We start from the raw sequence: 24,852 nt of genomic DNA on the forward strand, positions 1-24,852 counted from the left end.
TGGATCTTGTGTGTCCGCCGTCACGGTCCGGAATGTCCGGTGTTCGCCGCGCCTCTGATCGGCCCTCAGGACCGGCCCCTGATCCGCCCTTCTTCCCGGTCCTTCCCCACCCCCGTCACGGCCTTTGCCACGGCCGCCGTTCCCGTCTCGGGACGCGGCGGATACCGCGCCTGGTGTACGGCGCCGCGGCGTCGTACTACCCGGGGAGGCGTACCGGCTCCGCCTGGCGGCAGCCGTCGTCCGGCGGCCGGGCGCATAGGGTTTCCCTCATGCAGATCCGACTTCCCCGGCCGCGGGGCCGCTGGCTCGCGGGCGCCGCCGCCCTCGCCGTCCTCGCCGGCGCCGGCACGTGGACCGCCGTCGCCGACGACACCGCGCCCGCCGTGCACCGCGAGGACCGGGTGCACGACATGCCCGGGGCGAAGATCGACACCTCCTACTTCACCGGCGGCGGCGACGGCCGCCGGCCCGCCGTGCTGCTCGGCCACGGCTTCGGCGGCAGCAAGGACGACGTCCGCGCGCAGGCCGAGCAGCTGGCCCGCGACGGGTACGCCGTGCTCACCTGGTCGGCCCGCGGTTTCGGCCGGTCCACCGGGCAGATCGGGCTGAACGATCCCGACCACGAGGTCAGGGACGTCTCCCGGCTCATCGACTGGCTGGCGAAGCGCCCCGAGGTGCAGCTCGACGCGGACGGCGACCCGCGGGTCGGCATGAGCGGCTCGTCCTACGGTGGCGCGATCTCGCTGCTGGGGGCGGCGTACGACCGGCGGGTCGACGCGATCGCGCCCCAGATCACCTACTGGAACCTCGCCGACGCGCTCTTCCCCGACGGCGTCTTCAAGAAGCTCTGGGCCGGCATCTTCTTCTCGACCGGCTCGACGGCCTCGATGGGCGGCACCGCCCCGGGAGGCCGCCCGCCCGCCGACCCCGGCGAGCCGGCCGAACCGCCCGCGGGCGAAGCCCCGGCCGGCCAGGATCGCGCGGCCGGCCAGGATCGCGCGGCCGGCCAGGACCGCGCGGCCGGTGAGGATCGCGCGGACGCGCCCGCCCCGGCCGGTTCCGGTGCCTGGACCGGTGCCTCCGTCGCCGCATCCGGCGCTCCCGCGCCGGGCTCGGGCGGCGTCGAGGACGGCGCGGACCCGGGCGCCTCGGACGCGCCGGCCGCCGCCGGCAGCGGCACACGGACCACCGCGGCCTCCGGCCGCACCGCCGCGCCCGTGAACCCCGAGGGATGCGGGCGGTTCCAGCCCGTGCTGTGCGCCATGTACGAGCGTGTCGCCGTCGCCGGCGAGCCCGACGCCGAGGCACGGAAACTCCTCGAGAGCCGCAGCCCCTCCGCCGTCGGCGACCGGATCAAGGTGCCCGCGCTCGTCGTGCAGGGCCAGTCCGACTCGCTCTTCCCCCTCACCCACGCCGACGCCATGGCGCGGACGATCAGCGCCAACGGCGCACCCGTCGCCGTCGACTGGATCGCCGGCGGCCACGACGGCGGCGACCGCGAGACCGCCCGGGTCGAGGCCCGTATCGGCGACTGGTTCGACCGGTATCTGAAGCAGGACGAGAGCGCCGGCACCGGCCCCGCCTTCCGCGTCAGCCGTACCGGAGGTGTCGACTCCACCGACGGCCAGGCGCTGCTGCGCGGCGCGACCGGTCCCGCCTACCCCGGTCTGACCGCCGGCGCCCGCGAGTTCACGCTCGCCGGCCGCGAGCAGCGCTTCTCCAACCCGGCCGGCGGCACCCCACCCGCCATCTCGGCGGTCCCCGGTCTCAGCGGCGGCGCGGGGACCCTCTCCTCGCTCGGCGTCGGTCTGTCCCTCGACTTTCCCGGCCAGTTCGCGAGCTTCGAGTCCGAGCCGCTCGGCGCCTCCACCCGGATCACCGGCTCGCCCACGGTCAGGGTGAAGGTGGCCTCCGACAGCGGTGACGCCGTCCTGTTCGGCAAGGTCTACGACGTCGGCCCCGACGGGCGGCAGCAGGTGCTGCCCGCCCAGCTCGTCGCCCCGGTCCTCGTCGAGGACGCCAAGAGCGGCAAGGAGGTCGAACTGACCCTGCCGGCCGTGGACCACGAGGTCGACGCCGGGCACCGGCTGCGTCTCGTGCTCTCGGCGACCGACCTCGGCTACGCCTCTCCCGCCGCCCCCGCCACCTACACCGTCTCCCTCGCGGGTCCGCTCTCCGTGCCCACCGCGCCCGACGTGCGGACCCAGGCGGCCGGTCTGCCGTGGTGGGTCTGGGGGCTGCCCGCCGCGGGCGTGCTGGTGGCCGCGGCGCTGCTGCTGACCGCTCACCGCCGCACCGTGGCGCCCGCCCCCGATCCGGAGCGCGCCGACGTGCCGCTGGAGATCACCGGGCTGACCAAGCGGTACGCCAGGTCCGCCGACCGGTACGCGGTGCGGGACCTGTCCTTCCGCGTCGAGAAGGGCCAGGTGCTCGGCCTCCTCGGTCCCAACGGCGCCGGCAAGACGACCACGCTGCGGATGCTGATGGGCCTGATCCGGCCCGACGAGGGCGAGATCCGGGTCTTCGGCCACGCGATCAGGCCCGGCGCGCCGGTGCTCTCGCGGGTCGGCGCGTTCGTCGAGGGCGCGGGATTCCTGCCGCACCTCTCGGGGCGCGACAACCTGGAGCTGTACTGGCGGGCCACCGGCCGCCCCGCGGCCGACGCGCACATCGAGGAGGCCCTGGAGATCGCGGGCCTCGGGGACGCGCTGGCCCGCGCCGTGCGCACGTACTCGCAGGGCATGCGGCAGCGGCTCGCCATCGCGCAGGCCATGCTCGGCATGCCGGACCTGCTGATCCTCGACGAGCCGACCAACGGGCTCGACCCCCCGCAGATCCGCGAGATGAGGGACGTGATGATCCGTTACGCCGCCGGCGGCCGGACCGTCATCGTCTCCAGCCACCTCCTCTCGGAGGTCGAACAGTCCTGCACCCACCTGGTGGTCATGGACCAGGGCCGGCTCGTGCAGGCCGGGCCGGTCGCCGAGATCACCGGCGGGAGCGACACCCTGCTCGTCACCACCGACGGCGAGGTGCCGGAAGCGGTCGTCGAGAAGCTCGCGGCGGTGCCCGGGATCGGCTCGGCGGCGCGTACGGACGACGGACTGCTCGTACGGCTCGACGGAGCCACCGCCACAGCCCTCATCGCCGAACTGGTGCGGCTGGACGTGCCCCTGACGGGCGTCGGCCCGCACCGCCGCCTGGAGGACGCGTTCCTCACCCTGATCGGAGGCTCCGCATGAGCGCGCCCGTGGAGACCGGCACGTCGACCGCCGTGCTCGTCGAGTCCGCCCCCGGCTACCGGGCCCGGCACACCCTGCCGCTCCGGGTCGAGGCGGTACGGCAGTTGAAACGCCGCCGGACACTGGTGATGGCCGGGATGCTGGGCGCGCTGCCGCTCATCCTGATCGTGGCCTTCGCGATCGGCGGCTCCCCGGGCGGCCGCGAAGGCGGCCGGATCAACCTGATGGACACCGCCACCGCCTCTGGCGCGAACTTCGCCGCCACCTGCCTGTTCGTGTCCGCCGGCTTCCTCCTGGTGGTGCCGGTGGCCCTCTTCCACGGCGACACGGTCGCCTCGGAGGCCAACTGGTCCTCGCTGCGCTATCTGCTGGCCGCGCCCGTGCCGCGCACCAGGCTGCTGTGGTCGAAGCTCGCCGTGGCGCTCGGCTTCAGCGCGGCGGCGATGCTGCTGCTGCCGCTGGTCGGGCTGGTCTCGGGAACCATCGCCTACGGCTGGGGGCCGCTGAAGCTGCCGGCCGGCGGTTCGCTGGCGGCGGGTGACACCCTGGCCCGTATCGGTCTCGTCGTGGCCTTCGTCTTCGTCTCCCAACTGGTCACCGCGGGACTGGCCTTCTGGCTGTCCACCAAGACCGACGCCCCGCTGGGCGCGGTCGGCGGGGCCGTCGGCCTGACCATCATCGGCAATGTGCTCGACGCGGTGACGGCACTGGGCGACTGGCGCGAGGTGCTGCCGGCGCACTGGCAGTTCGCCTGGATCGACGCGCTGCAGCCGCAGTTGGAGTGGAGCGGCATGCTCAAGGGGGCGGCGGTCTCCGTCTCCTACGCGTTGGTGCTGTTCGCGCTCGCGTTCCGCAACTTCGCCCGCAAGGACATCGTGTCGTAGGGCAGCGCCGACAGTCTCGCTGCCGGACATCGTGGGTCATAACGGTCGACGAGCGGTCCTGTTGCCGCATCGAGACCCTTCCGCAACTCCACGGACGGCTCCTTCCCGCCGACTGGGACGTCACATGCACACATGCCGACGACCCGAGGGGGGAGACCGGATGACGTTCCGTACAGGTGCGGGTGCAGGCGCCGGTTCAAGGATGGGCAGGGCGGTCGTGGCGGCGGCCCTGGCCGGCGGAGTACTCCTGACCGCGGGCTGCGGGAGCGGTTCGGAGCGCCGGGCCACCGACTCGCGCTACGACGGAGGGCGGCCCGACGGCGCGCCCGCGCCCGTCGTGCCGGACGGCGGCAAGGGCGCACCGAGCCAGGAGGGCGACCGGAGCGGGGAGGCGCAACGGGACTTCGCGCCGCCCGCCGACTATCTGTCCACCTTCGCCCTCGACGTGGACACCGCCTCCTACGACTACACGCGCCGCCTCCTCAAAGAGGGCGGTGCACCGGCGCCGCGGCAGGTCCGCCCGGAGGAGTTCGTCAACAGCTTCCGGCAGGACTACCCGCGCCCCAAGGGCGACGGCTTCTCGGTGACCGTCGACGGAGCACGCCCGAACGGGGGCGCCGACGGCGAGATCAAGGCCTCCGGGGGCGGCACGGAGGGGTACGAGGACGGCAACTGGTCCCTCGTCAGGGTCGGGCTCTCCACCAGGCCCACCGACCGCGAGGCCGAACGGCCTCCCGCCGCCCTCACGTTCGTGATCGACATCTCCGGCTCCATGGCGGAGCCCGGCCGGCTCGACCTCGTGAAGAAGTCCCTCGGCACCCTCACCGAGCAGCTGCGCGGCAACGACTCGATCGCCGTCGTCACCTTCAGCGGCGAGGCGGAGACCAGGCTGCCGATGACCCGCGTCGACGGCAACCGCGACCGCATCCACTCCATCATCGACGAGCTGGAGCCCTCCGACTCCACCAATGTGGAGGCGGGCGTCACCACCGGCTACGAAGAGGCGGTGGAAGGCCGCAGGAAGGGCGCCACCAACCGCGTGGTGCTCCTGTCGGACGCCCTCGCCAACACCGGCGAGACGGAGGCCGAAGCCATCCTCGAACGGATCGAGGACGCCCGCCGGGACCACGGCATCACCCTGTTCGGCGTCGGAGTCGGCAGCTCCTTCGGCGACGACCTGATGGAACGCCTCGCCGACAAGGGCGACGGCCACACCACCTACGTGTCCACCGAGGCCGAGGCCCGCAAGGTCTTCGTCGAGCAGCTCCCCCGTCACCTGGAACTGCGGGCGCGGGACGCCAAGGCCCAGGTCGCGTTCGACCCGCAGACCGTCGAGCAGTTCCGGCTCATCGGCTACGAGAACCGAGAGGTCGCCGACGAGGACTTCCGTGACGACCGGGTGGACGGCGGCGAGGTGGGCCCCGGCCACGCCGTCACCGCGCTCTACGCCGTACGGCTGCGGGACGGCGCGAGCGGTCATGTCGCGACCGCGACCGTGCGCTGGCTCGACCCGAGGACACGGGCGCCGCACGAGGCGAGCGGCTCGGTCGAGACCGACGCCGTCGACGGCGCCCTGTGGGACGCGCCGTCGAAGCGGCTTCAGATCACAGCGGTCGCCGCGTACTTCGCAGAGTCGCTGCGCGGCGGCTCGATGCCGGGCGCGCCGGGACTGGCGGCGCTGGAGGAGCGGGCACGGGCGCTGGCCGCGACGACGGAGGACAGCGCGGTCCGCGAACTGGCGGACGCGATCGGCCAGGCGCAGCGGCGCTCGCGCGACTGAGCACCGCGGACGGGCGGTACGGGGGCGGTACGGGGTCGATGCGAGCCGGTCCGGTACCGCCCCGCGCCGTCTCCGCGTACGAAAAGACGACGCGTCAGGATTCCCGTCACGTCATCATGAACGGCATGGCCACCCTGCTGTTCATGCTCGCCGTCGTCACCACAGGTCTGTACGCGGGTTTCTACCTGATCTTTCTGACCGGCATCATGCCGGCGCTCGCGCGCCTGTCCGACGAGCAGTTCACGGCCGCGATGCGGCGCATCAACGAGAAGGTGCCGCGCGCCACGTTCCTGCTGGTCTTCCTCGGCAGCGTCGGCTTTCCGGCCGCCGCCCTCTTCGTCCCGGTCGACGACCGTACGGCGACCGAGCGGTGGCTGGTCGTCGCCGCGCTCGTGTGTGCGGTCGCCGGCCATCTCGTCACCGTCGCCGGCAACGTCCCGCTGAACAACGCCCTGGCGGCGTCGGAGGGCACCGCGGCCCCCGGGACCTCCGCGCCGTCCGTGTCCGACCGCGAGGCGCGGGCGGCCTTCGAGTCCCGGTGGAACGCCTTCCACCTGGTCCGTACCGTGCTCGCCCTCGCCGCCTTCGTGCTTCTGGTGTGTGCCGCGACCGTGTGAGGGCGACGACGGGCGACCGGGCCGCCTCAGTAGCTGCCCGGCGCCGCCTCCAGGCGCAGGAACGGGATGGACTCGCCCGCCCGCCGGTAGTCCGCCTCGCTGCCGTCGACGTCGTATCCCATGAACCGGCAGAGCTGCCGGGCGGCGAAGGGGTGGCGGGGCGCGTAGCGGGCCATGAGCCGGCCGCCCTCCTCCGCGGTGACCGGCTGCGCGGTCACGGGGTAGTAGCGGCGGCCGACCTGGATGGTGGCCTGCGGCGTGTGCAGCAGATTGCGGTACCACTGCGCCTCGGGTCCGAAGCCCGAGGCGACCGTCCACGAGCCGCCCACGCGGTCGTGCTCCACGACCTCGATGACCGTCTTGCGGGTCAGACCGGACATACGGCCGGTGTGGATCAGCAGAAGCAGACGCCGGCCGAACAGGGGCCCGAGACCGATTCGGTACAGATGGACCGGAAGGCGGGCCACGGAGCGCTTCCAGCCGCGGGGGAGCGGGGGGCGCTGCGGCGCCGAGTGCGGACGGGTCACGGACCTGCCTCTCGTGTGCGGTGGTGAGGGGGCGTCGGCCGGGGGCGGGAGCGAGCGGAGAAATCCTGCGACGAGTTCGCCGAGAGCGGCTTCGATTCGGTAACGGGGGCGGAACAGGACGATTCGACTGTGCAACCTTTGCATAGTCTAAAAGTGGTGGCCAGGCCGACGGGGAGGCTGACCGTCGCCGCCCACCGGCCCTCGCCCGACCGTCCGACCGCTCGCCCGGCCGAGTGTGCGGCAGCGCCGCAGGCGGGGCCCCGTTCCCGCCCCTGCCGGCCCGATGCCGGCCCGATCAACCGCCGGAGTCCGATGTGGCCGACGAGAAGCAGTCACGGTTCGGACTGCTGTCCGCCCTGCCCTTCCTGGTGATGGGCATCGTGGTCGTGGTCGACGTGACGGCCGGACCGGGCGTCGGATACCTGGCGCTCGTCTCCCTCGGCCCCGCCTTCGCCGGACTGGTCGGCGGCTGGCGGCGCACGGCCCTGATCGGCGTCCTGTCCCTGGTGTCCTGCATCGGCCTCGGGATCTACGACGACGTGCTCGGCGACCGCCGCTGGTACTCCGCCATGGCCTCCGTCGCCGGCGTGACCGGCGCGGGCATCGCGGCGGCCGTGATGCGGCAGCGGCGGGAGGCCGAGCTCGCCAGCATGCGCTCCATCGCGGAGGTCGCGCAGCGCGTACTGCTGCGGCCCGTGCCCCGCACGGCCGGCCATCTGCGGGTGGCCGTCTCGTACACTTCGGCGCTCGCGGAGGCCCGGATCGGCGGCGACCTGTACGAGGTGGTCATCTCGCCCGGCGGTGTACGGGTCATCGTCGGCGACGTCCAGGGGAAGGGCCTCGAAGCGGTCGAGACGGCGGCCGTCGTCCTCGGGGCGTTCCGCGAGGCCGCCCACGAGGAGGACGAGCTCGCGGGCGTCGGCGAGCGGCTGGAGAGAGCACTCGAACGCGAGCTCCAGGGCGGGGAGAAGTTCGTCACAGCGGTCCTGGCGGAACTGGCGGCGGACCGAGAGGTCATTCTGCTCAACTACGGGCACCCGGCACCGATGGTGGTGCGCGCCGACGCCACGGTCACCTTCGCGGAGCCGCCCCGGCGCGCCCTGCCGCTCGGGCTGGGCATCCACGGCACCAGCGGCCCGGAGCCGTTCGTGACGGACTTCGCACCGGGGGACCAGATGTTCCTCTACACGGACGGCGTCACGGAGACCCGCGACCCGGCCGGCCGCTTCTATCCCCTCGGTGAACGCGGCCACCTGCTCAAGACCCACGACCCGGAAGCGGCTCTCGGGGCGCTGCGCGCGGACCTGGAGGAGTACGCGCAGGCGCCACCGCACGACGACGCCGCGATGCTGCTGATCCGCCACCGCCGGGCGTAAGACGGACGAAGGCCCGCGGCACGGCCGGCGACGGGCACGCGACGGGCGGGGCGCTGCCGCGAGGCCGGCGCACGATGTGCGGCCGGCGCACGGTACAAAGAAGAAATGACCGAACCAGCGAACTCCTCGTACTCCGCACGAGGGATGGACGACGTCGACGCCGTGACCCGCGCGGTGCTGACCGCGTCCCGACTGCTCGTCGCCCTCTCCGCACGCTCGCTCGCGGCGGTCGAGGACAAGGTCACGCTGCCGCAGTTCCGGCTGCTCGTCGTGCTCTCGCTGGAGGGGCCGGCGAAGCTCGTCGCTCTCGCCGACCGGCTCGGGGTGAACCCGTCGACCGCCATGCGGATGGTGGACCGGCTGATCGCCGCGGGCCTCGCGGACCGGCAGGTCAACCCGGAGAACCGGCGGGAGACGGTGCTGAGGCTCACGGAGGAGGGCCGGCGCATCGTCGAGGATGTCACCGCCCAGCGCCGCAAGGAAATCGCGGACATCGTCGAACGGCTCGGTCCGGCCCAGCGGGCCGCACTCGTCGACGCCCTGGCGGCCTTCACTGAAGCCGGCGGCGAACCGGCGGTCCCTGACGAGGACGGCGGGCTGTACCCGCTCGGCTGGTCGGACCGGGGTCCGGGCTCCACGCGCTGAAGCCGCCCGCCCTGGTGCGGCGGGGCGAGGCAGGACGGGGAGGACCCGGTCGACATCGCCGGCATGTGGTGGTCGAGCTGCGTCACCGTGCCAGTGCCGCTCCCGGACAGAGGCCGGCGGGGAGCCGGGTCCTCCACCACGGGAAGCATTGCACAGTGCAAGGGATTTTGTGCCCCACTGCCGGGCCGTGTGTTCCCGGCCCGCGTCGATCCGGTCCGGCCCGTGCCGATCCGTGCCGGTCCGACCGATCCGTGTCGAGTCGGCCGGTCGGTCGGTCCGCGGCGGTCCGCGGCGGTCCGGCACGGTGCGGCATGGCCCGTGCGGTGCGGCGGGCGCGGACTACTTGGGCGTCACCGCGGCCTCGACCTCGGTGAACGTCGCCTCGTCGACGAGCCCCGTGTCCTCGAGGACCTCGAGGTGGTCCAGCACGGTCTGGTTCGCCTGACGGGCGTGACGGCGGATCAGGTCGTTCTGGGTGGCGGCCCTGACCTCGCCGATCGTCGCGAAGATCTTGCCGTGCGACGAGCGCAGCAGGTTCGCGAAGATCCTGTCGAACTCCGCGCCCTGGGCGTTCTCCATCTGCCGGACGAAGCCCTGCTGCTCCTCGGTGGCCTCGTTGGGAAGTTCGACGCCCAGGATCTTGGCGTCCTCGCGCACCAGTTGGTCGAGCTTGCTGTGACCGTCGATCAGGTGCAGTCCGGCACGCTTCACGGCCTCGCTCGAGGCGTGTGTCTGAGCGAGCCGGCCGGCGGGGATCTCCCACAGCCCGGCCTGGCGCACCTTCACGAGAAACGTCCGGTCGATCTCGGTGACCTTCTGCGGTCCCTGAACCTCCGCGGCCGTCGCGGCGCCCGCGTGACCGGCCCCGTGTTGCGCGGACCCGTTCGCCGCCGTGGTCCCGGCGGTGGCCTCTCCGCTGCCCGTCTGGAGCAGAACGACCACAAGGGCGATCGCGGCCGTGGCGGCCGTGACGACTGCGACGATCCGCATGGAGATCCCGGAACGTGCTGCGCGTCGGTTCGAATGCATGGATGCCTCCCGGCTCGGCATTGAGAAATCAGTTGCTGTACGGCACTCGGGGAGCTGCTGTGGCGGCTGGCACGGCACACAGGGGTCAGTACGGGCGTGGGAGCCGGACTGTTCAACGCGCCCTCGCAACGGAGGTGCCAGGCACCGCTGTACGTGCCCGGGCCGGACAACGCGCAGGGCCCCGCGCCCGGTTGTACGGGGGCCCTGGCCGAGTCGTGCCATGGAGCGGGATCAGTCCGCGACATCGACCCCCGTAACCGCGTGCCAGCGCCGCGAGCCCGTGGTCGTAGCCCTGCCCGACGGCACGGAAGCGCCACCGGGAGCCCCGGCGGTACAACTCGGCGCGATCTTCATGCCCTGCACCAGCGGGCCGCCGGCCGCCATCCGCCCGGGGTTGCGGTAGCCGCACGGTGTCTTCGGGGGCTCGGCGTGAACTGGGCGTTCTGCCGGGGCGGGCAGGTCACGAACGGCAGCGGCAGGTCCAGCCGGGCGGCCTCCTGGAGGGAGCCGCGCAGTACGCCCGCCAGTACCCGCGTGTCGTCCAGCGCGTCGCGGCCTCCCCGAGCGTCGTGCGCGCCCCGAGTCCGACGGGCCGGTGCGCGGCGTCCCACTGCCCGAAGCCGCAGGCGTCGGCGAGCGGCGTGCCGCCCCCGATGACGGCCCCGGCCGCCTCGATGCCGGCCCCGGCTCCGACGAGGGCGTCCACGAGCGCGACGTCGTTGCTGCTGGCGGCCCAGTGCAGCGGCGTCTCGGCGTGCACGCCGCTGAACCGCGCGTCGGGGTCCGCCCCGGCGGCCACCAGCACCGCGACCGTCCGCGGCCCGCCGGGCACGTGCCCGGGCCAGTCGGCCACGACGTGCAACAGGCTCCGCCCGCCCGGCCCGCACCCCTCGCGAGACTCGGTGATCCGGGCCCGCGCCAGCCCCGGATTCTCGTCGAGCAGCCGCCTGAGGGTGTCGAGATCGCCGGTCCGGACGGCGTGAGTCACGGCGACGGCGAGCGGGTCCTGCGCGTCGAGGTTCAGCATGGCGACAGGGCTCCCGTCGCGTACGTCATTCGCTGTGCTGCGCGGTCGTGGGCCATGTGCCGTCGGCGAACTGCCTGCCCCAGTAATGGGGATTGACCTCCGCGAGGGTGCGCGGCTCCCAGCGGGTCGGGTCGTCCTCCCTCGGGACGGCGACCTCGACGGCCGGCCCCCAGAGCGCGAGCCGCTCCTGGCAGATGCCGCAGGGTGGCAGGATCAGGACCCTGTCGTGATCCAGGTCCCGGCAGACGCAGACGGATGCCGTGACGGCCCGGTCCTGGGTGTACGCCTGGATGAAGGCCCCGGTCTCGTGGCAGAGCGTGACGGAACCATTCATGTTGTCCAGGCCGATGCTGCTGAGAATTCCTCCGTCGGCGAGGCGTACGGCCGCTGCTCCGCCGGGTTCCTCCGCGGGCCAGCGTCGGTTCAGCAGGGTCATGGCTGCGTCCACGAGTTCCTGGTCGAGTCCCATGCGCGGGAGTCTGGCACAGCGGCCGGCGCGCGGCGCCAGGCCGGTCCGGTGCTTACGCGTTCTCTACGCGCCACCCGCTAATGTGCCGCTGACCAGCGAAAAGGCCCTCCGGGTAGGAGGGCCTGACGGTGGTGCGCGGTATGCGCCCCCGGCAGGACTCGAACCTGCGGCCAAGCGCTTAGAAGGCGCCTGCTCTATCCACTGAGCTACGGGGGCCGGTGTGGCGGCCGGTGGCCTGGAGCCCCACTCGGGTGGTCCGTGACCTTGCCGGGCACAAGGATAGGGCTCCGATCCCCTTGGCCCGGTTGCTTCACCTGCGTGGCACGATGTGGAGGTTCAGTGAAGCGAACCGATAATCGCAGGCAGGCGCGATTCGTGCATCGCTTTTGACGTCTCACGTCGCGGGTGTTGTGCACTCGTTATGCCTGCGTCCCACTCGTCCCGTGTGTCCCGTATGCAAGATCGGCGCGCAGAGATCCCCATACGCTTCAAAAAGCCTCCAAAATTGGGCATTCTTCGCTTGTGGTGACCTTGGATGCACGGCCTCAGCTCATCGACGCACTTTCCGCCCTGCGCGACCGTGTCGCCGCCGTGCGTCTGCCGCTCCCCCTCGCGGGGGCGTCAAGAGCGCGGCAGACACGGGCCGAACTGCTCGCGCAGCTCGACGACTATTTGGTGCCCCGCCTCAAAGAGCCCGAAGCCCCCCTGCTCGCCGTCATCGGCGGGTCCACGGGTGCCGGGAAGTCCACGCTCGTCAACTCCCTTGTGGGGCGACGGGTCAGTGAGGCCGGGGTGCTGCGGCCCACCACCCGTACGCCGGTGCTGGTGTGCCATCCCGACGACCACCACTGGTTCGCGGGGATGCGGGTACTGCCCCGGCTGACCCGGATCTGGCTGCCGCCCCAGGAGGAGGCGGAGGAGGAACACCTGACGCGCAGGACGGGCGGCGGGGGCGCGGCCGACGAGAAGGCGCTGCGGATCGAGACGGCGTCCTCCCTGCCGCGCGGGCTCGCGCTGCTCGACGCGCCGGACATCGACTCCCTCGTCGTCGAGAACCGGCTGCTGGCGGGGGAGTTGATCTGCGCCGCCGACGTGTGGGTGATGGTGACGACGGCCTCCCGCTACGCCGACGCCGTGCCGTGGCACCTGCTGCGTACGGCCAAGGAGTACAACGCCACGCTGGTCACCGTGCTCGACCGGGTGCCGCACCAGGTGATCGAGGAGGTGTCGCGGCAGTACGCGGCGCTGCTGACGAAGGCGGGGCTCGGCGAGGTGCCGCGGTTCACGATCCCCGAGCTCCCGGAGTCGGCAGGCGGCGCGCACGGACTGCTGCCGAACACGGCCGTGGCAAGCCTGTTCTCCTGGCTCGCGCACCGGGCGCAGGACCCGGCGGCACGTCAGCAGGCCATGGGTCGTACGGCCGGTGGTGTGATCGACTCACTCAAAGTGCGGATGCCGGAGCTCGCGAGCGCCGTCGCCGCCCAGTACGCGGCCGCCGTACGGCTCACGGGCGCGGTGGAGGAGGCGTACGAGGCGGAGCGCGAGCGGGTGCGCAGGCAGCTGCGGGCCGGCGCGGTGCTGGCCGGTGACGCGCGGACGCGCTGGCGCGGCTATCCGCGCGACAGTTCGGCCGGCGAGCTGCTGGACTCCCTCGTCGCCAGTCTGTCCGCCCTGCTGCAGTGCGCCGTCGCCGCCGCCGACGAGCAGGTCGAGAACGCCTGGCGGCGTGAGCCCGCGGCCGCCGCCGTCACGCCGGGCCGCCGGCGCGACCTGGAGGTGGGGGAGCGGATCGGCATGGCCGTACGGCGCTGGCGGCGGGTCCTGGAGGAACTCGCGGAGGAAGAGGTGCGGGGCATGGAGCGCAATGCCGCACCCGACCCGGAGACGGTGGCCGCACTTCTCGCGGCCTCGCTCCTGGGCGGCCGGCGGGCGCGCAGTGCGGGTGAACGGCTCGCCGAACGGATCGGCGCCCAGAGCGCTCTGCGGCTGCGCGACAAGGGCAGCGAGCTGGCGACGACGTACATCGACGATGTGCTGAACGGCGAGCGCGAACGCCGCCTCGCGCCCCTCGACGGGCTCGAGGTGAGCCCGGAACCGCAGGCCGAGCTGATTGCCGCGCTGTCCCTACTGCAGAAGGAGAGGTGACGCGGGTGACCGCCATCACGGACGACCAGAACGAGACCGGTGGCCGCTGGGACGACGGTCTGATCGCCCGCCGGGCCGGTGAGTCGCCGGAGACGGGCGACGGAGCGGGCGCGGCGGCGGAAGGCGGGGCCGACCGGGGGCTCGACGGGAGCGTCCAGGCCGGCGACGACAACCTGCCCATCGGCGGCACGTACGGCGGACCGCTGCGCGACCGGCTCAACGCCCTGCGCGAGCTGCTCGGCCTGTCGCAGACCAGGCTCGACGGGAAGACCCTCGCGGAGGCGGGGCGCGTGCTCGACGAGGCCGCCGCGCGGCAGCGGCTGTCGTCGCGCCACACCGTCGTGGCCATCGCCGGGGCGACGGGGAGCGGCAAGTCGACGCTGTTCAACGCGCTCGCCGGGGTCCGCATCGCCGAGACCGGGCTGCGCAGGCCCACCACGTCCGCGCCGATCGCCTGCACCTGGTCGGAGGGGTCGGCGGGGCTGCTCGACCGGCTCGCCATCCCCGGCCGGCTGCGGCGCAAGCCGCTGGCGGGCGGCGACGGCGACGAGCAGCTGCACGGTCTCGTACTGGTCGACCTGCCGGACCACGACTCGGCCGTCGTACGGCACCGGGAGCAGGTGGACCGGGTGCTCGCGCTGGTCGACGCGGTGATCTGGGTCGTGGACCCGGAGAAGTACGCCGACGCGGCCCTGCATGAACGCTATCTGCGGCCGCTCGCCGGACACGCCGAGATCACGTTCGTCGTGCTCAACCAGATCGACCGGCTGCCCGGCGAGGCAGCCGACCAGGTCCTGGACGACCTGCGGCGGCTCCTGGACGAGGACGGCATGGCGCTGGGGGAGCACGGCGATCCGGGCGCCACCGTCCTGGCCGTGTCGGCGCTCACCGGGGAGGGCGTGGGCGAACTGCGCGAGATGGTCGGCGCGTTCGTGCAGGAGCGGAGCGCCGCGGCGCGCAGGCTGTCCGCCGACGTCGACGCGGCGGCGGCGAAACTGCGGTCCGTGTACGTCGCCGACGGGCGGACCGGTCTGGACGAGCGGGCCCGCGAGGACTTCTCGGCGCGTCTCGCGGAGGCGATCGGGGCGACCGCGGCCGGTGAGGCGGCGGAGCGCGAGTGGCGCAGGAACGCCGGACGGGCGTGCGGCACTCCGTGGCTGCGGCTGTGGCGCTGGTACGAGTCCAAGCGCATGCCGGGGGCCGCGTCGGAGGAGCCCCCGGCGCCCACGGAGGAAGAGCCGACGGCCCGCCAGCGGGTCGAGCAGGCGGTCCGCACCGTCGCGGGCGAGGCGGCGCGCGGTCTGCCCGCGCCATGGGCGCAGGCGGTACGGGAGGCGGCCGCGCGGGGGGCCCAAGGGCTCCCGGAGGCACTGGACGAGCTCGCGGCGCGTGAGGCCGCGGAGACCAGGGGGCGGCCGCTGCGGCCCGCGTGGTGGCCGGCCGCGGTGCTCACGCAGGCGTCGATGACGCTGCTGCAGATCTTCGGCGGCCTGTGGCTGGTGGGCCAGATCGTCGGGGTGCTGGAGCCGGGTCTCATCCCGCCGGTGCTGGTGATGCTCGCGGGAATCGTGGGCGGCCCGCTGGTCGAGTGGGCGTGCGCGGCGGCGACGAAGGGGCCCGCGCGGCGGTACGGGCAGGACGCCCGGCGCCGCCTGCACGAGGCCGCGGCCGGGTGCGGGCGGGCCAAGGTGCTCGATCCGGTCGCGGCGGAGCTCATGCGCTACCGGGAGGTGCGGGAGCAGTACGCGGCGGTCTCCGGCTCGGCGAAGCCGGGGCCCGGGGCGGTGCCGGGAAGGACGCGTACCCGTATCGGGTGAGGGGGTTTTCCACAACGGCGGGCTCGTCCACAGGCGTCGGCGGGATTCCGCCGTCCGGTCCAGCATGGAGACCGGTCGACAGCGACCGGGAGCACACAGCCGGACGGGGAGGTGACTGTCATGAACGACACCATGGTGACGGTGGTGGGGAATGTCGCCACGAATGTGGAGTACCGGGAAACGGCCACGGGAGGGATGGCGCGATTCCGTTTCGCGGTGCCGTCGCGGCGCTGGGACCGCCGGAGCGGTAACTGGACGGACGGGCCGACGAGCTTCTACACGGTCTTCGCCTGGCGGTCGCTCGCGCAGAATCTCACCGGTTCCGTTTCGGTGGGGGAACCGCTTCTCGTGCACGGCCGGCTGAAGGTGCGCGAGGAGGAAGCGGACGGCAGACGGCGGACGTTCGTCGACATCGACGCGCTGGCGGTGGGACACGATCTGACCCGCGGGACCTCGGCTTTCCGTCGGGTGGCCAGAAGCCGGCCGGACCCCGCGGAAGGGAGCCCGGCCGCGGAAGGCGGTGAGGCCGGAGTCCGTCCGGAGCCGGCAGGAGCCGTGCGGTGATGGGGAGTTGGGGAAACCGGGGCGATTTCGCCGCACGCCGGAGCCGGGGTGAAAGCGGCGATCGGGGGTGAACTGACCGGCCGGGATAACGATTTTGAGTCGGAACGGTTATCTGACGGCATGATCGGGGATCGGGCTGCGCGCCCTCCATAGGATTCCCGGGTACTCACGGGGCACTTGAGTCTGCTGGCGAGACACTTCCCCCACGCGTCGCACGCGAAAGGTCTCGCCCGGAGGGGAATTCTGCTGTGTTTGCTGTGTTCTCTGCGTCTGTCGTACGCAGGCGGCGCGCTGTTCGACGCCTTGCCGCAGTGGCGGTGGCGTCAGGCCTGATGGCCGCCGGCTCCATAGCCGGCGCCGGGGCGGCCGTCGCCGACGACGCCATCCAGCACCAGGGTGGCGCAGTCGCCACGCTCGACGGTCTGCAGACGTACCACCAGGCGGTGCTGCACACCAATGGCAAGGACCAGGAGATCCTCGCGGGTCTCTTCGAAATGACGGTCGACGGCGGCGGTCAGCTGCAGACCTACTGCATCGACATCCACAACCCGACCCAGGAGCAGGCCAAGTACCTGGAGACCCCCTGGGCACAGACGTCGCTGAACGACAACGCGAACGCGGGCAAGATCCGCTGGATCCTGCAGAACTCGTTCCCTCAGGTCAACGACCTCGCCGCGCTCGCCAAGAGCGCCGAGCTCGACGGCACGCTGACGGACAGGACCGCGGCCGCCGGCACGCAGGTGGCCATCTGGCGCTTCTCCGACAAGGCGGACGTGACGGCCTCCGATCCGGCCGCCGAGCAGCTCGCCGACTGGCTGGAGAAGTCCGCCGAGAACCTGGCCGAGCCCAAGGCGTCGCTGAGCCTGGAGCCGAGCGCCGTCTCCGGCAAGCCGGGCAGCCGGCTCGGCCCGGTCACGGTCCGCACCGACGCCGGGGAGGTCGCGGTGACGCCGCCCGCCGACGCGGTGGCCAGCGGCATCAAGATCACGGATGAGGCCGGCAAGCCGGTCACCACCGCCACCGACGGCGCCAAGCTGTACTTCGACGTCCCCGAGGACGCCGCGGACGGCACGGCCGCCCTGAGCGTCCAGGCGGGCATGTCCGTGCCGGTGGGCCGCGCCTTCGCCAGCGCGACCAAGAGCCAGACGCAGATCCTCGCCGGCTCCAGCGAGTCCACGGTCTCCGCGACCGCCACGGCGACCTGGGCGAAGCAGGGCGCGATACCGGCGGTCTCCGTCGAGAAGAACTGCGCCAAGGGCGGTGTCGACGTCACGGCGAGCAACAAGGGCGACGCCCCGTTCACCTTCTCGCTGGCCGGCTTCGAGCACACCATCGGGGCCGGGGAGTCGCGGACCGTGACGGTCCCGGTCGCCGAGGACCAGGCGTACGACTTCACGATCACCGGACCGGGCGGCTTCGAGAAGAACTTCAAGGGCGTGCTGGACTGCAAGACGTCGAGCGCGCCGCAGGAGCCGGGCACCGAGACTCCGTCGTCCGAGCCCAGCCCCGCCTCGGCGGGCGGCACCTCCGGGGGCATGCAGGGCGACCTCGCGGAGACGGGCGGCTCCGGCGCCACCCCGATGATCGCGGGTATCGCGATCGCCATGATGCTGGCCGGTGGCGGCGCGGTCTTCTTCCTCCGTAAGAAGAAGACGACGACCGGCGCGTGACGGCTGTGCCGCGCACAGTGACAACAGGCTGAGAAGAGGGCCCGGCACGGGTGTGCCGGGCCCTCTGCCGTGCCCGGACCCGAGGTCCGGGCCCGTCGGCGCGTCCCCGGCCTGCGCGTACGGCGGCGGGGCGCCGGCGGGCCGTGGGCGCGGTTTCCGTCCGAGGGGCGGCGTACGGCAAGATGGGTGTATCTGCCCACCCACTTCCTGCCGGACGGTTTCTCTTGGCTGAGTACATCTACACGATGCGCAAGACGCGCAAGGCGCACGGCGACAAGGTCATCCTCGATGACGTGACGCTGAGCTTCCTGCCCGGTGCGAAGATCGGTGTGGTCGGCCCCAACGGCGCCGGTAAGTCCACCGTGCTGAAGATCATGGCCGGACTGGAGCAGCCCTCCAACGGCGATGCGTTCCTCTCGCCCGGCTACAGCGTCGGCATCCTCATGCAGGAGCCGAAGCTGGACGAGTCGAAGACCGTGCTGGAGAACGTCCAGGACGGCGCCGCGGAAATCATGGGCAAGCTCAAGCGCTTCAACGAGGTCGCTGAGCTCATGGCGACCGACTACTCGGACGCGCTCATGGAAGAGATGGGCAAGCTCCAGGAAGACCTCGACCACGCAGGCGCCTGGGACCTCGACGCCCAGCTGGAGCAGGCCATGGACGCCCTGGGCTGCCCGCCCGGCGACTGGCCGGTGGTCAACCTCTCCGGTGGCGAGAAGCGCCGCGTCGCGCTCTGCAAGCTGCTGATCGAGGCCCCCGACCTGCTCCTCCTCGACGAGCCCACCAACCACCTCGACGCCGAGTCGGTGAACTGGCTGGAGCAGCACCTGTCGAAGTACGCGGGCGCCGTCGTCGCCGTCACTCACGACCGGTACTTCCTGAACAACGTCGCCGAGTGGATCCTCGAGCTCGACCGCGGCCGCGCGCTCCCCTACGAGGGCAACTACTCCACGTACCTCGACAAGAAGGCGACCCGCCTCAAGGTCGAGGGCCGCAAGGACGAGAAGCGCGCCAAGCGGCTCAAGGAAGAGCTGGAGTGGGTCCGGTCCAACGCCAAGGGCCGCCAGTCCAAGTCCAAGGCCCGTCTCGCCCGTTACGAGGAGATGGCCGCCGAGGCGGACAAGATGCGGAAGCTGGACTTCGAGGAGATCCAGATCCCGCCGGGCCCGCGGCTGGGCTCGGTCGTCGTCGAGGTCGAGAACCTCAGCAAGGCCTTCGGCGACAAGGTCCTCATCGACGACCTGTCCTTCACGCTGCCCCGCAACGGCATCGTCGGCATCATCGGTCCGAACGGCGCGGGCAAGACCACGCTGTTCAAGATGATCCAGGGCCTCGAGGAGCCGGACTCCGGCAAGATCAAGATCGGTGACACGGTCAAGATCTCCTACGTCGACCAGACCCGCGCCAACATCGACCCCAAGAAGACCCTCTGGGCCGTCGTGTCGGACGAGCTGGACTACATCAACGTCGGCCAGGTCGAGATGCCGTCCCGCGCGTACGTCTCCGCGTTCGGTTTCAAGGGCCCGGACCAGCAGAAGCCGGCCGGTGTCCTCTCCGGTGGTGAGCGCAACCGCCTGAACCTCGCGCTGACGCTCAAGGAGGGCGGCAACCTGCTGCTCCTCGACGAGCCCACCAACGACCTCGACGTCGAGACGCTGTCCTCGCTCGAGAACGCGCTGCTCGAGTTCCCCGGCGCGGCCGTGGTCATCTCCCACGACCGCTGGTTCCTCGACCGGGTCGCCACCCACATCCTGGCGTACGAGGGCGACTCCAAGTGGTACTGGTTCGAGGGCAACTTCGAGTCGTACGAGAAGAACAAGATCGACCGCCTCGGCGCCGACGCGGCCCGTCCGCACCGCGCCACCTACAAGAAGCTCACCCGGGGCTGATGCCGAGCATGGCCCGTCACATCTACCGCTGCCCGCTCCGCTGGTCGGACATGGACGCCTTCGGGCACGTCAACAACGTCGTCTTCCTGCGTTATCTGGAAGAGGCGCGGATCGACTTCATGTTCCGGCTGGCGCCGGGGGACGGCTCGCCGTCGTTCTCCGGCGGCTCGGTGGTCGCGCGGCACGAGATCGACTACGTGCGGCCGCTGGTCCATCGGCACGAGCCGGTGATCATCGAGTCGTGGGTGACCAAGATCAACGCCGCGTCCCTGACCATCGCGTACGAGGTCAAGGAAGCGGACGATCCCGCGAAGGCGGATCCCGCGCAGGTGTATGTGCGGGCCTCGACCGTCGTCGTGCCGTTCGACCTCGAGGCGCAGCGGCCCCGGCGGATCACCGCCGAGGAGAAGTCCTTCCTCGAGCAGTACCTCGACGACGCGGGCAAGGCCGCCCTCGTCGCATGAGCACGCCCATGTCCGTACCCGTGCAGAGTCTGCGGCTCGCCGACGAGAGGGAGGCGGAGGACCTCTCCGCCTTCCTCGCCCGGCTGATCCACTACGACCGCGCCGCCGCGGTGCGGCTGCAGGCCCAGGGGCCGGCGCTCGCGGTGTTCGGGCGTCCGCCGTCCTTCGAGGTCCTCGCCATTCGCACGGCGCGGCTCGTGGAGGCGGCCCACTTGGACGTCACCGTCTCCGCGGGCGAACTGCTGGAGTCGCTGGGCGGCGCGGAGTTCGCCGTGCCGGGCGCGGTCACCGGCCCGCCGTGGGCGGGCGTCCTCCCGCCGCGCGGCGGCTGGCGCGCAGTGCCCGGACTGCCGGACGCCTCCGCGATGCGGGGCGCGGTCGCGGCGGCGGTCGCCGAGTTCCGCGAGCGGGACGAGGCGCTTCCCGCGGAGCGGCGCACCCGTGCGGAGCGGGACCGCATCGGCCGCGAGATCTGGTCGCGCACGGTCGGCGGGACGGGTCTGCCGTTGCGTGCGGTCCACGCGGCGCAGTCGCTCGGGTTCCTGCGGGCCGGGGCGCCGGTGGAGCTGCTGTCTACGGGGACGTGGCTGAGGCTGCGCACGCCGTTCGGGTCGGTCGCGGTCCGCACGGGCGGGCCGCTCGGCGGGCTCACGCTCAGCCCGAGTCACGGGTAGCGGTCCCGGCGTTTCCGGGCGGGCCCCGGCTCCGGAGTACGTCTCCGGGGCGTGGCCCGGACGGTCCTGGTTGCGTGTCCGGGCGCGGGCCGGCCTGGTTGTGCTTGCGGGCCCTGCCCGGTCCGTGTCGTTCGGTGTCCGGACACCCCCCCGGGCCCCCGCCCCCCCGCACCACCCACCCGGCAGGGACCCGCTGGGGCGCCGGACCCCCACCGGCCCCGCGGGGGCGCCGCACCCCCCACCGGCCCCGCGGGGGCGCCGCACCGCCCACCGGCCCCGCCAAAGCGCCTCAGCGGTCGGGGGCGTCGTCGGGCCAGACGCCGATGTGGTCCTGTTCGAGTTCGAGCATCACGCGGTGTTCCATGCCCAGGGCCGCCGTGTAGTCGGCGGGCAGCTGGAGGCGGCCGGCGCGGTCCAGCATCGCGTATTCGCGGGCGACCACCGACTCCTGGCCCTCGGCGTCGATCTCGGTGCGCCGGAGGACCTCGGAGGAGGTGCGGCCGTCGCGGATGGCGACCGTGCGGCGGACCTCGCCGGCGACCGCCTGGTCGTGGGTGACGATCACGATGGTCGTGCCGAGCTCCTCGTTGGCGCGGCGGAAGGCGGCGAAGACCTGTTCGCCGGTGGCCGAGTCCAGTTCGCCCGTCGGCTCGTCGGCGAGTAGCACGGCGGGCGAGTTGGCGAGGGCGACGGCGATGGCGGTGCGCTGCTGCTGGCCGCCGGACATCTGGTGGGGGCGCCGGTCGCGGCAGTCGGCGACGCCGAGCATGGCGAGCAGTTCCTGGACGCGTTCGGCCTTGCGCCGGCGGTCGACGCCGCCGCGCAACTGCATGGGCAGGGCGACGTTCTGCGCGGCCGTCAGGTACGGCAGCAGGTTGCGGGCGGTCTGCTGCCAGACGAAGCCCACGACCTCGCGGCGGTAGCGCAGCCGGGCCCTGGCGTCCATGGTGAGCAGGTCGCAGCCGGCAACCCTCGCGGCGCCCGCGGAGGGGACGTCGAGGCCGGCCAGGATGTTCATCAGGGTCGACTTGCCGCTGCCCGACGCGCCGACGAGGGCCATCAGTTCGCCGTCCTTGACGAGCAGGTCGAGGCCCTGAAGGGCCTGTACCTCCACCCCGTCGGAGGCGAAGATCCGCACCAGGCGGTCGCAGGTGATCAGCGCGTCGTGCCCGTAGGAGGGCCGGTCGCGGTGGGCAGCGGCGCGTTTCTCCAGCTGCTCCAGGGTGGTGTCGGTCATCGCGTGTCTCCTGCCCTGAGTTCGGTGATCGATCCGCGGCGCCCCGCCCACCAGGCCTGCACGGTGGCGACCGTTCCCGCGAGCAGCACCACGGCGGCCGCGGGGACCGCCAGGGACCACGGGTCGGCCCGCAGCGACGCGCTGTCCACGGGGGCGAGACCGGGCGCGGCCGCGAGTGCCAGCCGTACCAGGTCCACTCCCGGCGCGAGGAGCTGGATCGTGGCCCAGCCGACGAGCACGCCGCCCACCGCGGCGAGCAGCGCCTGGGGGAGCGCTTCGAGGCCGAGCAGTTGGCGGCCCTGCCGGGTGGTGAGGCCCATGGTGCGCAGCCGGGCCAGCAGGGTGGCGCGTTCGGGCGCGGCCTGCATGAGCGAGAGCAGCAGGGCGAGCACGGCGTAGCCCGCGCCGGCGGCGACGGCGGCCGCGTAGATCCGTTCGGCGCCGGACTGCAGCGGCGAGTCGGTGAAGGCTGCCCGTGCCTCGGTGCGCAGCCGGACAGTGAGGTCGTCGTCCATGCCCCGGACGGCCGCGCGCAGTGCCTTGCCGTTGATGCCGGTGCCGGTGGCCAGCAGTGCGGTCGGCGCGCGGTGGGTGAGCTGTGAGCCGTCGACGACGAGGAACTCCGCCGAGGACACGGCCGGGGTCCTGGGCCGTACGGCGGCGATCCGGACGGTGAAGGCGCCGGCGATCGAGTCGATGCGGTGCGTCCCCTTGCCGAGCACTTCCGCGACGCCGGGTGAGGCGACTGCACGCAGGACGGGCTCGCCCCCGGAGCTGCCGGCCGGTGCGGTCCTGAGCGCGTCGGCGGGGAAGGCCCCGAGGCCCAGGTCCCGGGCGAGGCGGGCGTAGGCGCCGGGGTCGGCGCCGACGAGTGAGACGGCGAGCGGGGTGGACCGGTCGGCCTGGTTCCGGGCGGGCAGGGTCAGCGCGTGCTCGATCTGGACCGCTGTCACGTCCTGGACGCCGGGAACCCCCGCCACGGCCCGTTCCGCTCCCTTCGGGAGCGGCACCGTGTCACCGGGACTGGAGACGCGTGCGTCCGCGCCCGTCGCCAGAATCGACGCCCGGTCCCGCGCGTCCGCGACACCCGCGAGGACCGAGCCGCCGAACGCGGCCGTGCTGAGCGCGACCAGCAGGGCCAGCAGCGGAAGGGCGCCGCCGGCGGAGGAGCGCCCGGTACGGGCGAGGGAGAGGAAGCCGACCGCCCCGCGCAGCCGGCCGGCGGGCCGCGCGGCCCACCTCAGCGGCAGCGGGTAGAGCCGTACGAGGACGACGGCGGCGATCAGGGCGACCAGCACGGGCGCGGCGCTCACGAGATGGTCGGCGCCGTCGGAGGTGCCGCGCCGCCGCAGTGCGACGACCGCGCCGACGGCCAGTATCAGCAGGGTGAGTTCGGCGACCGTGCGGCGCGTGGACGGTCTGGCGAGCACCACGTCGTCGCGTTCGCCGGGCACGCGGGGTCTGCGGTGCCGGGTGACCGCGCGCACCGGCAGCACGGCGCAGGCCATGACCGCGACGGCACCCGTTCCGGTCACCGCGGGCAGCAGTCTCGCCTCGCCGACGACGAGGACCGCGAGGACCAGGCCGGCCGCCGCGGCGGGCAGGGCGACGACGGCGGTCTCGGCCAGCAGTCGGCGGCCGATGCCGCGCAGCGAGCCGCCGCGGGAGCGCAGCAGGGCCAGTTCGGCCCGGCGCCGGGCGGCGAACAGCCCGCCCGTCATGGCCAGCACGACGGCGGCGACGGCGCCGATCCCGACGGCGGCGACGGCGACGACCGGTGCGATGGCGTCGCGCATCGTGGTGTAGGAGGCGAGGATGCCGTCCATGTCGGTGGTGAGGGCGGCGTTCACGTCGACGGCGCCCTTGATCTCGAGCAGCGCGGGGCCGCCTTCGAGGGACGCGATCCGGTCGGTGAGGGCCGGGACGTCGTGTGTGGTGAGGTGCCCGGTGGCCGGGGCGAAGCGCCAGTACGGCTGGGGCTCGCCGAGGGTGCCCAGCAGCGCGGGGGCGGCGGCGGGCGCGATCAGCAGGGAGGCGTTCCAGTAGACCGTCGGCGGGCTGCTCCCGGGCTGGACCAGGAGCCCCGGGGCGCGCAGCCGGGGGTCGGCGGACCAGTAACTGCCCCGCGGGTCGCGCGGGTCGACGATGCCCGTGATCCGTACGGTCAGCGCGGCGGGCCCGGGCTCCCCCAGATGCAGCACGGAGCCGGCCTCGAGGCCCAGCGCCTTCGCGGTCTCAGCGGTGACCGCGGCCTCGAGGTCCTTGGTGGCGGACGTGACCCGGCCGTCGGCCTTCGGCAGCCGGCCCTCACGTACGGCGGAGTGCGCCGCGAGCCCGTTCTGCGCCACGAGCGCGAACTCGGGCGACGCGCCCTGGGGGCGCGGCAGCCAGGGGTCCATCCCCTCCAGGGGCTTGGCGGTCTCCACACCGTGCGCGGACTGCGCGGGGTCCACGCGCAGCGGCTCCGGAAACATCCCGGCCACGGCCCGGTGGGCGTCGGCGAGCCGCTTGGGGCGCAGCGACTCCTCCCTGGCGGCTTCCGGGATCCCGAGCGGTGGCTGCGGTGTGCTCACCTCCAGCACGCTGCGGGAGGGGGAGGCGTCGGTCAGGTCGTACCGCAGGCCGTGGTTCTCGTACGCGTCGACGGCGCGGGGGAACGCGGCAGCGAGGAACGACGTGAGCAGGACGAGCACACCGAACGCGACGGCCGCCCCGGGTGCCGTGCGCAGCCGGGTCCTGACCCACGGGGCCACCGTACGGGCACGCCCGCCGGGGTTGCTGGAGCGCGGGTTCATG

At 73.0% G+C, this 24,852-nt stretch carries 20 protein-coding genes, 1 tRNA gene and 1 pseudogene; 13 read left to right on the forward strand and 9 right to left on the reverse strand.

Annotation, left to right across the window (positions count from 1 at the left end):
• Nucleotides 1–269 precede the first annotated feature (269 nt).
• The 4 genes from ACFYOP_RS01380 to ACFYOP_RS01395 all read left to right on the forward strand — a co-directional run bounded on the left by ACFYOP_RS01380 (nucleotide 270) and on the right by ACFYOP_RS01395 (nucleotide 6,523).
• Nucleotides 270–3,242 (forward strand): alpha/beta fold hydrolase, encoded by a 2,973-nt coding sequence (locus ACFYOP_RS01380; protein WP_356889684.1) that lies wholly within the window; start codon nucleotides 270–272, stop codon nucleotides 3,240–3,242.
• A complete protein-coding gene (locus tag ACFYOP_RS01385; RefSeq protein ID WP_356889686.1) occupies nucleotides 3,239–4,126 on the forward strand; it encodes an ABC transporter permease in 888 nt (295 codons plus the stop codon). The genes ACFYOP_RS01380 and ACFYOP_RS01385 overlap by 4 nt, the downstream gene beginning before the upstream one ends.
• Nucleotides 4,127–4,286: 160 nt before the next feature.
• Nucleotides 4,287–5,906 (forward strand): von Willebrand factor type A domain-containing protein, encoded by a 1,620-nt coding sequence (locus tag ACFYOP_RS01390; protein ID WP_356889688.1) that lies wholly within the window; start codon nucleotides 4,287–4,289, stop codon nucleotides 5,904–5,906.
• 125 nt (nucleotides 5,907–6,031) lie between these two features.
• Nucleotides 6,032–6,523, forward strand: coding sequence for an anthrone oxygenase family protein (locus tag ACFYOP_RS01395; protein WP_356889690.1), 492 nt, complete (start codon nucleotides 6,032–6,034; stop codon nucleotides 6,521–6,523).
• Between the two features lie 26 nt (nucleotides 6,524–6,549).
• Here the strand turns inward: ACFYOP_RS01395 and ACFYOP_RS01400 are convergent, their stop codons facing one another.
• Nucleotides 6,550–6,990: a nitroreductase family deazaflavin-dependent oxidoreductase gene (locus tag ACFYOP_RS01400; RefSeq protein WP_356889692.1), complete on the reverse strand. Its 441-nt coding sequence runs from the start codon at nucleotides 6,988–6,990 to the stop codon at nucleotides 6,550–6,552.
• A gap of 431 nt (nucleotides 6,991–7,421) precedes the next feature.
• Here ACFYOP_RS01400 and ACFYOP_RS01405 point away from each other — a divergent pair, with 431 nt between their 5' ends.
• Together ACFYOP_RS01405 and ACFYOP_RS01410 are read left to right on the forward strand one after the other, a co-directional pair.
• Nucleotides 7,422–8,426 carry a PP2C family protein-serine/threonine phosphatase gene (locus ACFYOP_RS01405; RefSeq protein WP_356890227.1) on the forward strand — a complete coding sequence of 335 codons (1,005 nt, stop codon included), beginning with the start codon at nucleotides 7,422–7,424 and terminating at the stop codon, nucleotides 8,424–8,426.
• Between the two features lie 144 nt (nucleotides 8,427–8,570).
• A complete protein-coding gene (locus ACFYOP_RS01410) occupies nucleotides 8,571–9,071 on the forward strand; it encodes a MarR family transcriptional regulator (protein WP_356890229.1) in 501 nt (166 codons plus the stop codon).
• A gap of 339 nt (nucleotides 9,072–9,410) precedes the next feature.
• On the opposite strand, the gene ACFYOP_RS01415 is transcribed toward ACFYOP_RS01410, so the two are convergent.
• The 6 genes and pseudogenes from ACFYOP_RS01415 to ACFYOP_RS01440 all read right to left on the reverse strand — a co-directional run bounded on the left by ACFYOP_RS01415 (nucleotide 9,411) and on the right by ACFYOP_RS01440 (nucleotide 11,812).
• Entirely contained in the window at nucleotides 9,411–10,061 is a 651-nt protein-coding gene (locus tag ACFYOP_RS01415) for a DUF4142 domain-containing protein (RefSeq protein ID WP_356889694.1), read from the reverse strand.
• A 151-nt stretch (nucleotides 10,062–10,212) separates the two neighbouring features.
• Nucleotides 10,213–10,509 (reverse strand): TerD family protein, encoded by a 297-nt coding sequence (locus ACFYOP_RS01420; RefSeq protein WP_388450577.1) that lies wholly within the window; start codon nucleotides 10,507–10,509, stop codon nucleotides 10,213–10,215.
• Nucleotides 10,443–10,651, reverse strand: a pseudogene (locus ACFYOP_RS01425) (DNA polymerase III); the annotation flags it as partial. The pseudogene ACFYOP_RS01425 and the gene ACFYOP_RS01420, both read right to left, overlap by 67 nt.
• Nucleotides 10,561–11,127 (reverse strand): ankyrin repeat domain-containing protein, encoded by a 567-nt coding sequence (locus ACFYOP_RS01430; protein ID WP_356889696.1) that lies wholly within the window; start codon nucleotides 11,125–11,127, stop codon nucleotides 10,561–10,563. The pseudogene ACFYOP_RS01425 and the gene ACFYOP_RS01430, both read right to left, overlap by 91 nt.
• Nucleotides 11,128–11,152: 25 nt before the next feature.
• Nucleotides 11,153–11,596 carry a cytidine deaminase gene (locus ACFYOP_RS01435; RefSeq protein WP_356889698.1) on the reverse strand — a complete coding sequence of 148 codons (444 nt, stop codon included), beginning with the start codon at nucleotides 11,594–11,596 and terminating at the stop codon, nucleotides 11,153–11,155.
• A 143-nt stretch (nucleotides 11,597–11,739) separates the two neighbouring features.
• A tRNA-Arg gene (locus tag ACFYOP_RS01440) sits at nucleotides 11,740–11,812 on the reverse strand.
• 315 nt (nucleotides 11,813–12,127) lie between these two features.
• On the opposite strand from ACFYOP_RS01440, the gene ACFYOP_RS01445 reads away from it, so the two are divergent.
• From ACFYOP_RS01445 to ACFYOP_RS01475, 7 genes are all read left to right on the forward strand, one after another.
• The gene (locus ACFYOP_RS01445) at nucleotides 12,128–13,741 is read left to right on the forward strand and encodes a dynamin family protein (RefSeq protein ID WP_356890231.1); all 1,614 of its coding nucleotides are present in this window, start codon (nucleotides 12,128–12,130) and stop codon (nucleotides 13,739–13,741) included.
• Between the two features lie 5 nt (nucleotides 13,742–13,746).
• The gene (locus ACFYOP_RS01450; protein WP_356889700.1) at nucleotides 13,747–15,558 is read left to right on the forward strand and encodes a GTPase; all 1,812 of its coding nucleotides are present in this window, start codon (nucleotides 13,747–13,749) and stop codon (nucleotides 15,556–15,558) included.
• A 120-nt stretch (nucleotides 15,559–15,678) separates the two neighbouring features.
• The gene (locus ACFYOP_RS01455) at nucleotides 15,679–16,122 is read left to right on the forward strand and encodes a single-stranded DNA-binding protein (protein WP_356889702.1); all 444 of its coding nucleotides are present in this window, start codon (nucleotides 15,679–15,681) and stop codon (nucleotides 16,120–16,122) included.
• A 257-nt stretch (nucleotides 16,123–16,379) separates the two neighbouring features.
• On the forward strand, nucleotides 16,380–17,792 hold the full coding sequence (locus tag ACFYOP_RS01460) for a Cys-Gln thioester bond-forming surface protein (RefSeq protein WP_388450582.1): 1,413 nt from the start codon (nucleotides 16,380–16,382) through the stop codon (nucleotides 17,790–17,792).
• Between the two features lie 224 nt (nucleotides 17,793–18,016).
• Nucleotides 18,017–19,681 carry an energy-dependent translational throttle protein EttA gene (gene ettA, locus ACFYOP_RS01465; RefSeq protein ID WP_356889704.1) on the forward strand — a complete coding sequence of 555 codons (1,665 nt, stop codon included), beginning with the start codon at nucleotides 18,017–18,019 and terminating at the stop codon, nucleotides 19,679–19,681.
• Between the two features lie 8 nt (nucleotides 19,682–19,689).
• Complete coding sequence (locus tag ACFYOP_RS01470) at nucleotides 19,690–20,145, forward strand: thioesterase family protein (protein WP_356889706.1); 456 nt, start codon at nucleotides 19,690–19,692, stop codon at nucleotides 20,143–20,145.
• A gap of 8 nt (nucleotides 20,146–20,153) precedes the next feature.
• On the forward strand, nucleotides 20,154–20,819 hold the full coding sequence (locus ACFYOP_RS01475) for a hypothetical protein (RefSeq protein WP_356890235.1): 666 nt from the start codon (nucleotides 20,154–20,156) through the stop codon (nucleotides 20,817–20,819).
• Between the two features lie 289 nt (nucleotides 20,820–21,108).
• Here the strand turns inward: ACFYOP_RS01475 and ACFYOP_RS01480 are convergent, their stop codons facing one another.
• The gene (locus ACFYOP_RS01480; RefSeq protein WP_356889708.1) at nucleotides 21,109–22,056 is read right to left on the reverse strand and encodes an ABC transporter ATP-binding protein; all 948 of its coding nucleotides are present in this window, start codon (nucleotides 22,054–22,056) and stop codon (nucleotides 21,109–21,111) included.
• On the reverse strand, nucleotides 22,053–24,851 hold the full coding sequence (locus tag ACFYOP_RS01485) for an FtsX-like permease family protein (protein WP_356889710.1): 2,799 nt from the start codon (nucleotides 24,849–24,851) through the stop codon (nucleotides 22,053–22,055). Before ACFYOP_RS01485 ends, ACFYOP_RS01480 begins: the two co-directional genes overlap by 4 nt.
• Nucleotide 24,852 lies beyond the last annotated feature (1 nt).

Origin of the sequence: Streptomyces sp. NPDC006294 (assembly GCF_042870895.1) — a bacterium.
Lineage (GTDB): Bacteria > Actinomycetota > Actinomycetes > Streptomycetales > Streptomycetaceae > Streptomyces.

Excerpts from the sequence above, each read along its gene's own strand:
- ACFYOP_RS01480 (WP_356889708.1), bottom strand. The coding sequence starts at position 22,056 with ATGACCGACACCACCCTGGAGCAGCTGGAGAAACGCGCCGCTGCCCAC.
- ACFYOP_RS01435 (WP_356889698.1), bottom strand. The coding sequence starts at position 11,596 with ATGGGACTCGACCAGGAACTCGTGGACGCAGCCATGACCCTGCTGAAC.
- ACFYOP_RS01390 (WP_356889688.1), top strand. The coding sequence starts at position 4,287 with ATGACGTTCCGTACAGGTGCGGGTGCAGGCGCCGGTTCAAGGATGGGC.
- ACFYOP_RS01475 (WP_356890235.1), top strand. The coding sequence starts at position 20,154 with ATGTCCGTACCCGTGCAGAGTCTGCGGCTCGCCGACGAGAGGGAGGCG.
- ACFYOP_RS01430 (WP_356889696.1), bottom strand. The coding sequence starts at position 11,127 with ATGCTGAACCTCGACGCGCAGGACCCGCTCGCCGTCGCCGTGACTCAC.
- ACFYOP_RS01395 (WP_356889690.1), top strand. The coding sequence starts at position 6,032 with ATGGCCACCCTGCTGTTCATGCTCGCCGTCGTCACCACAGGTCTGTAC.
- ACFYOP_RS01385 (WP_356889686.1), top strand. The coding sequence starts at position 3,239 with ATGAGCGCGCCCGTGGAGACCGGCACGTCGACCGCCGTGCTCGTCGAG.
- ACFYOP_RS01380 (WP_356889684.1), top strand. The coding sequence starts at position 270 with ATGCAGATCCGACTTCCCCGGCCGCGGGGCCGCTGGCTCGCGGGCGCC.
- ACFYOP_RS01470 (WP_356889706.1), top strand. The coding sequence starts at position 19,690 with ATGGCCCGTCACATCTACCGCTGCCCGCTCCGCTGGTCGGACATGGAC.
- ACFYOP_RS01455 (WP_356889702.1), top strand. The coding sequence starts at position 15,679 with ATGAACGACACCATGGTGACGGTGGTGGGGAATGTCGCCACGAATGTG.
- ACFYOP_RS01415 (WP_356889694.1), bottom strand. The coding sequence starts at position 10,061 with ATGCGGATCGTCGCAGTCGTCACGGCCGCCACGGCCGCGATCGCCCTT.
- ACFYOP_RS01405 (WP_356890227.1), top strand. The coding sequence starts at position 7,422 with ATGGGCATCGTGGTCGTGGTCGACGTGACGGCCGGACCGGGCGTCGGA.
- ACFYOP_RS01410 (WP_356890229.1), top strand. The coding sequence starts at position 8,571 with ATGGACGACGTCGACGCCGTGACCCGCGCGGTGCTGACCGCGTCCCGA.
- ACFYOP_RS01485 (WP_356889710.1), bottom strand. The coding sequence starts at position 24,851 with ATGAACCCGCGCTCCAGCAACCCCGGCGGGCGTGCCCGTACGGTGGCC.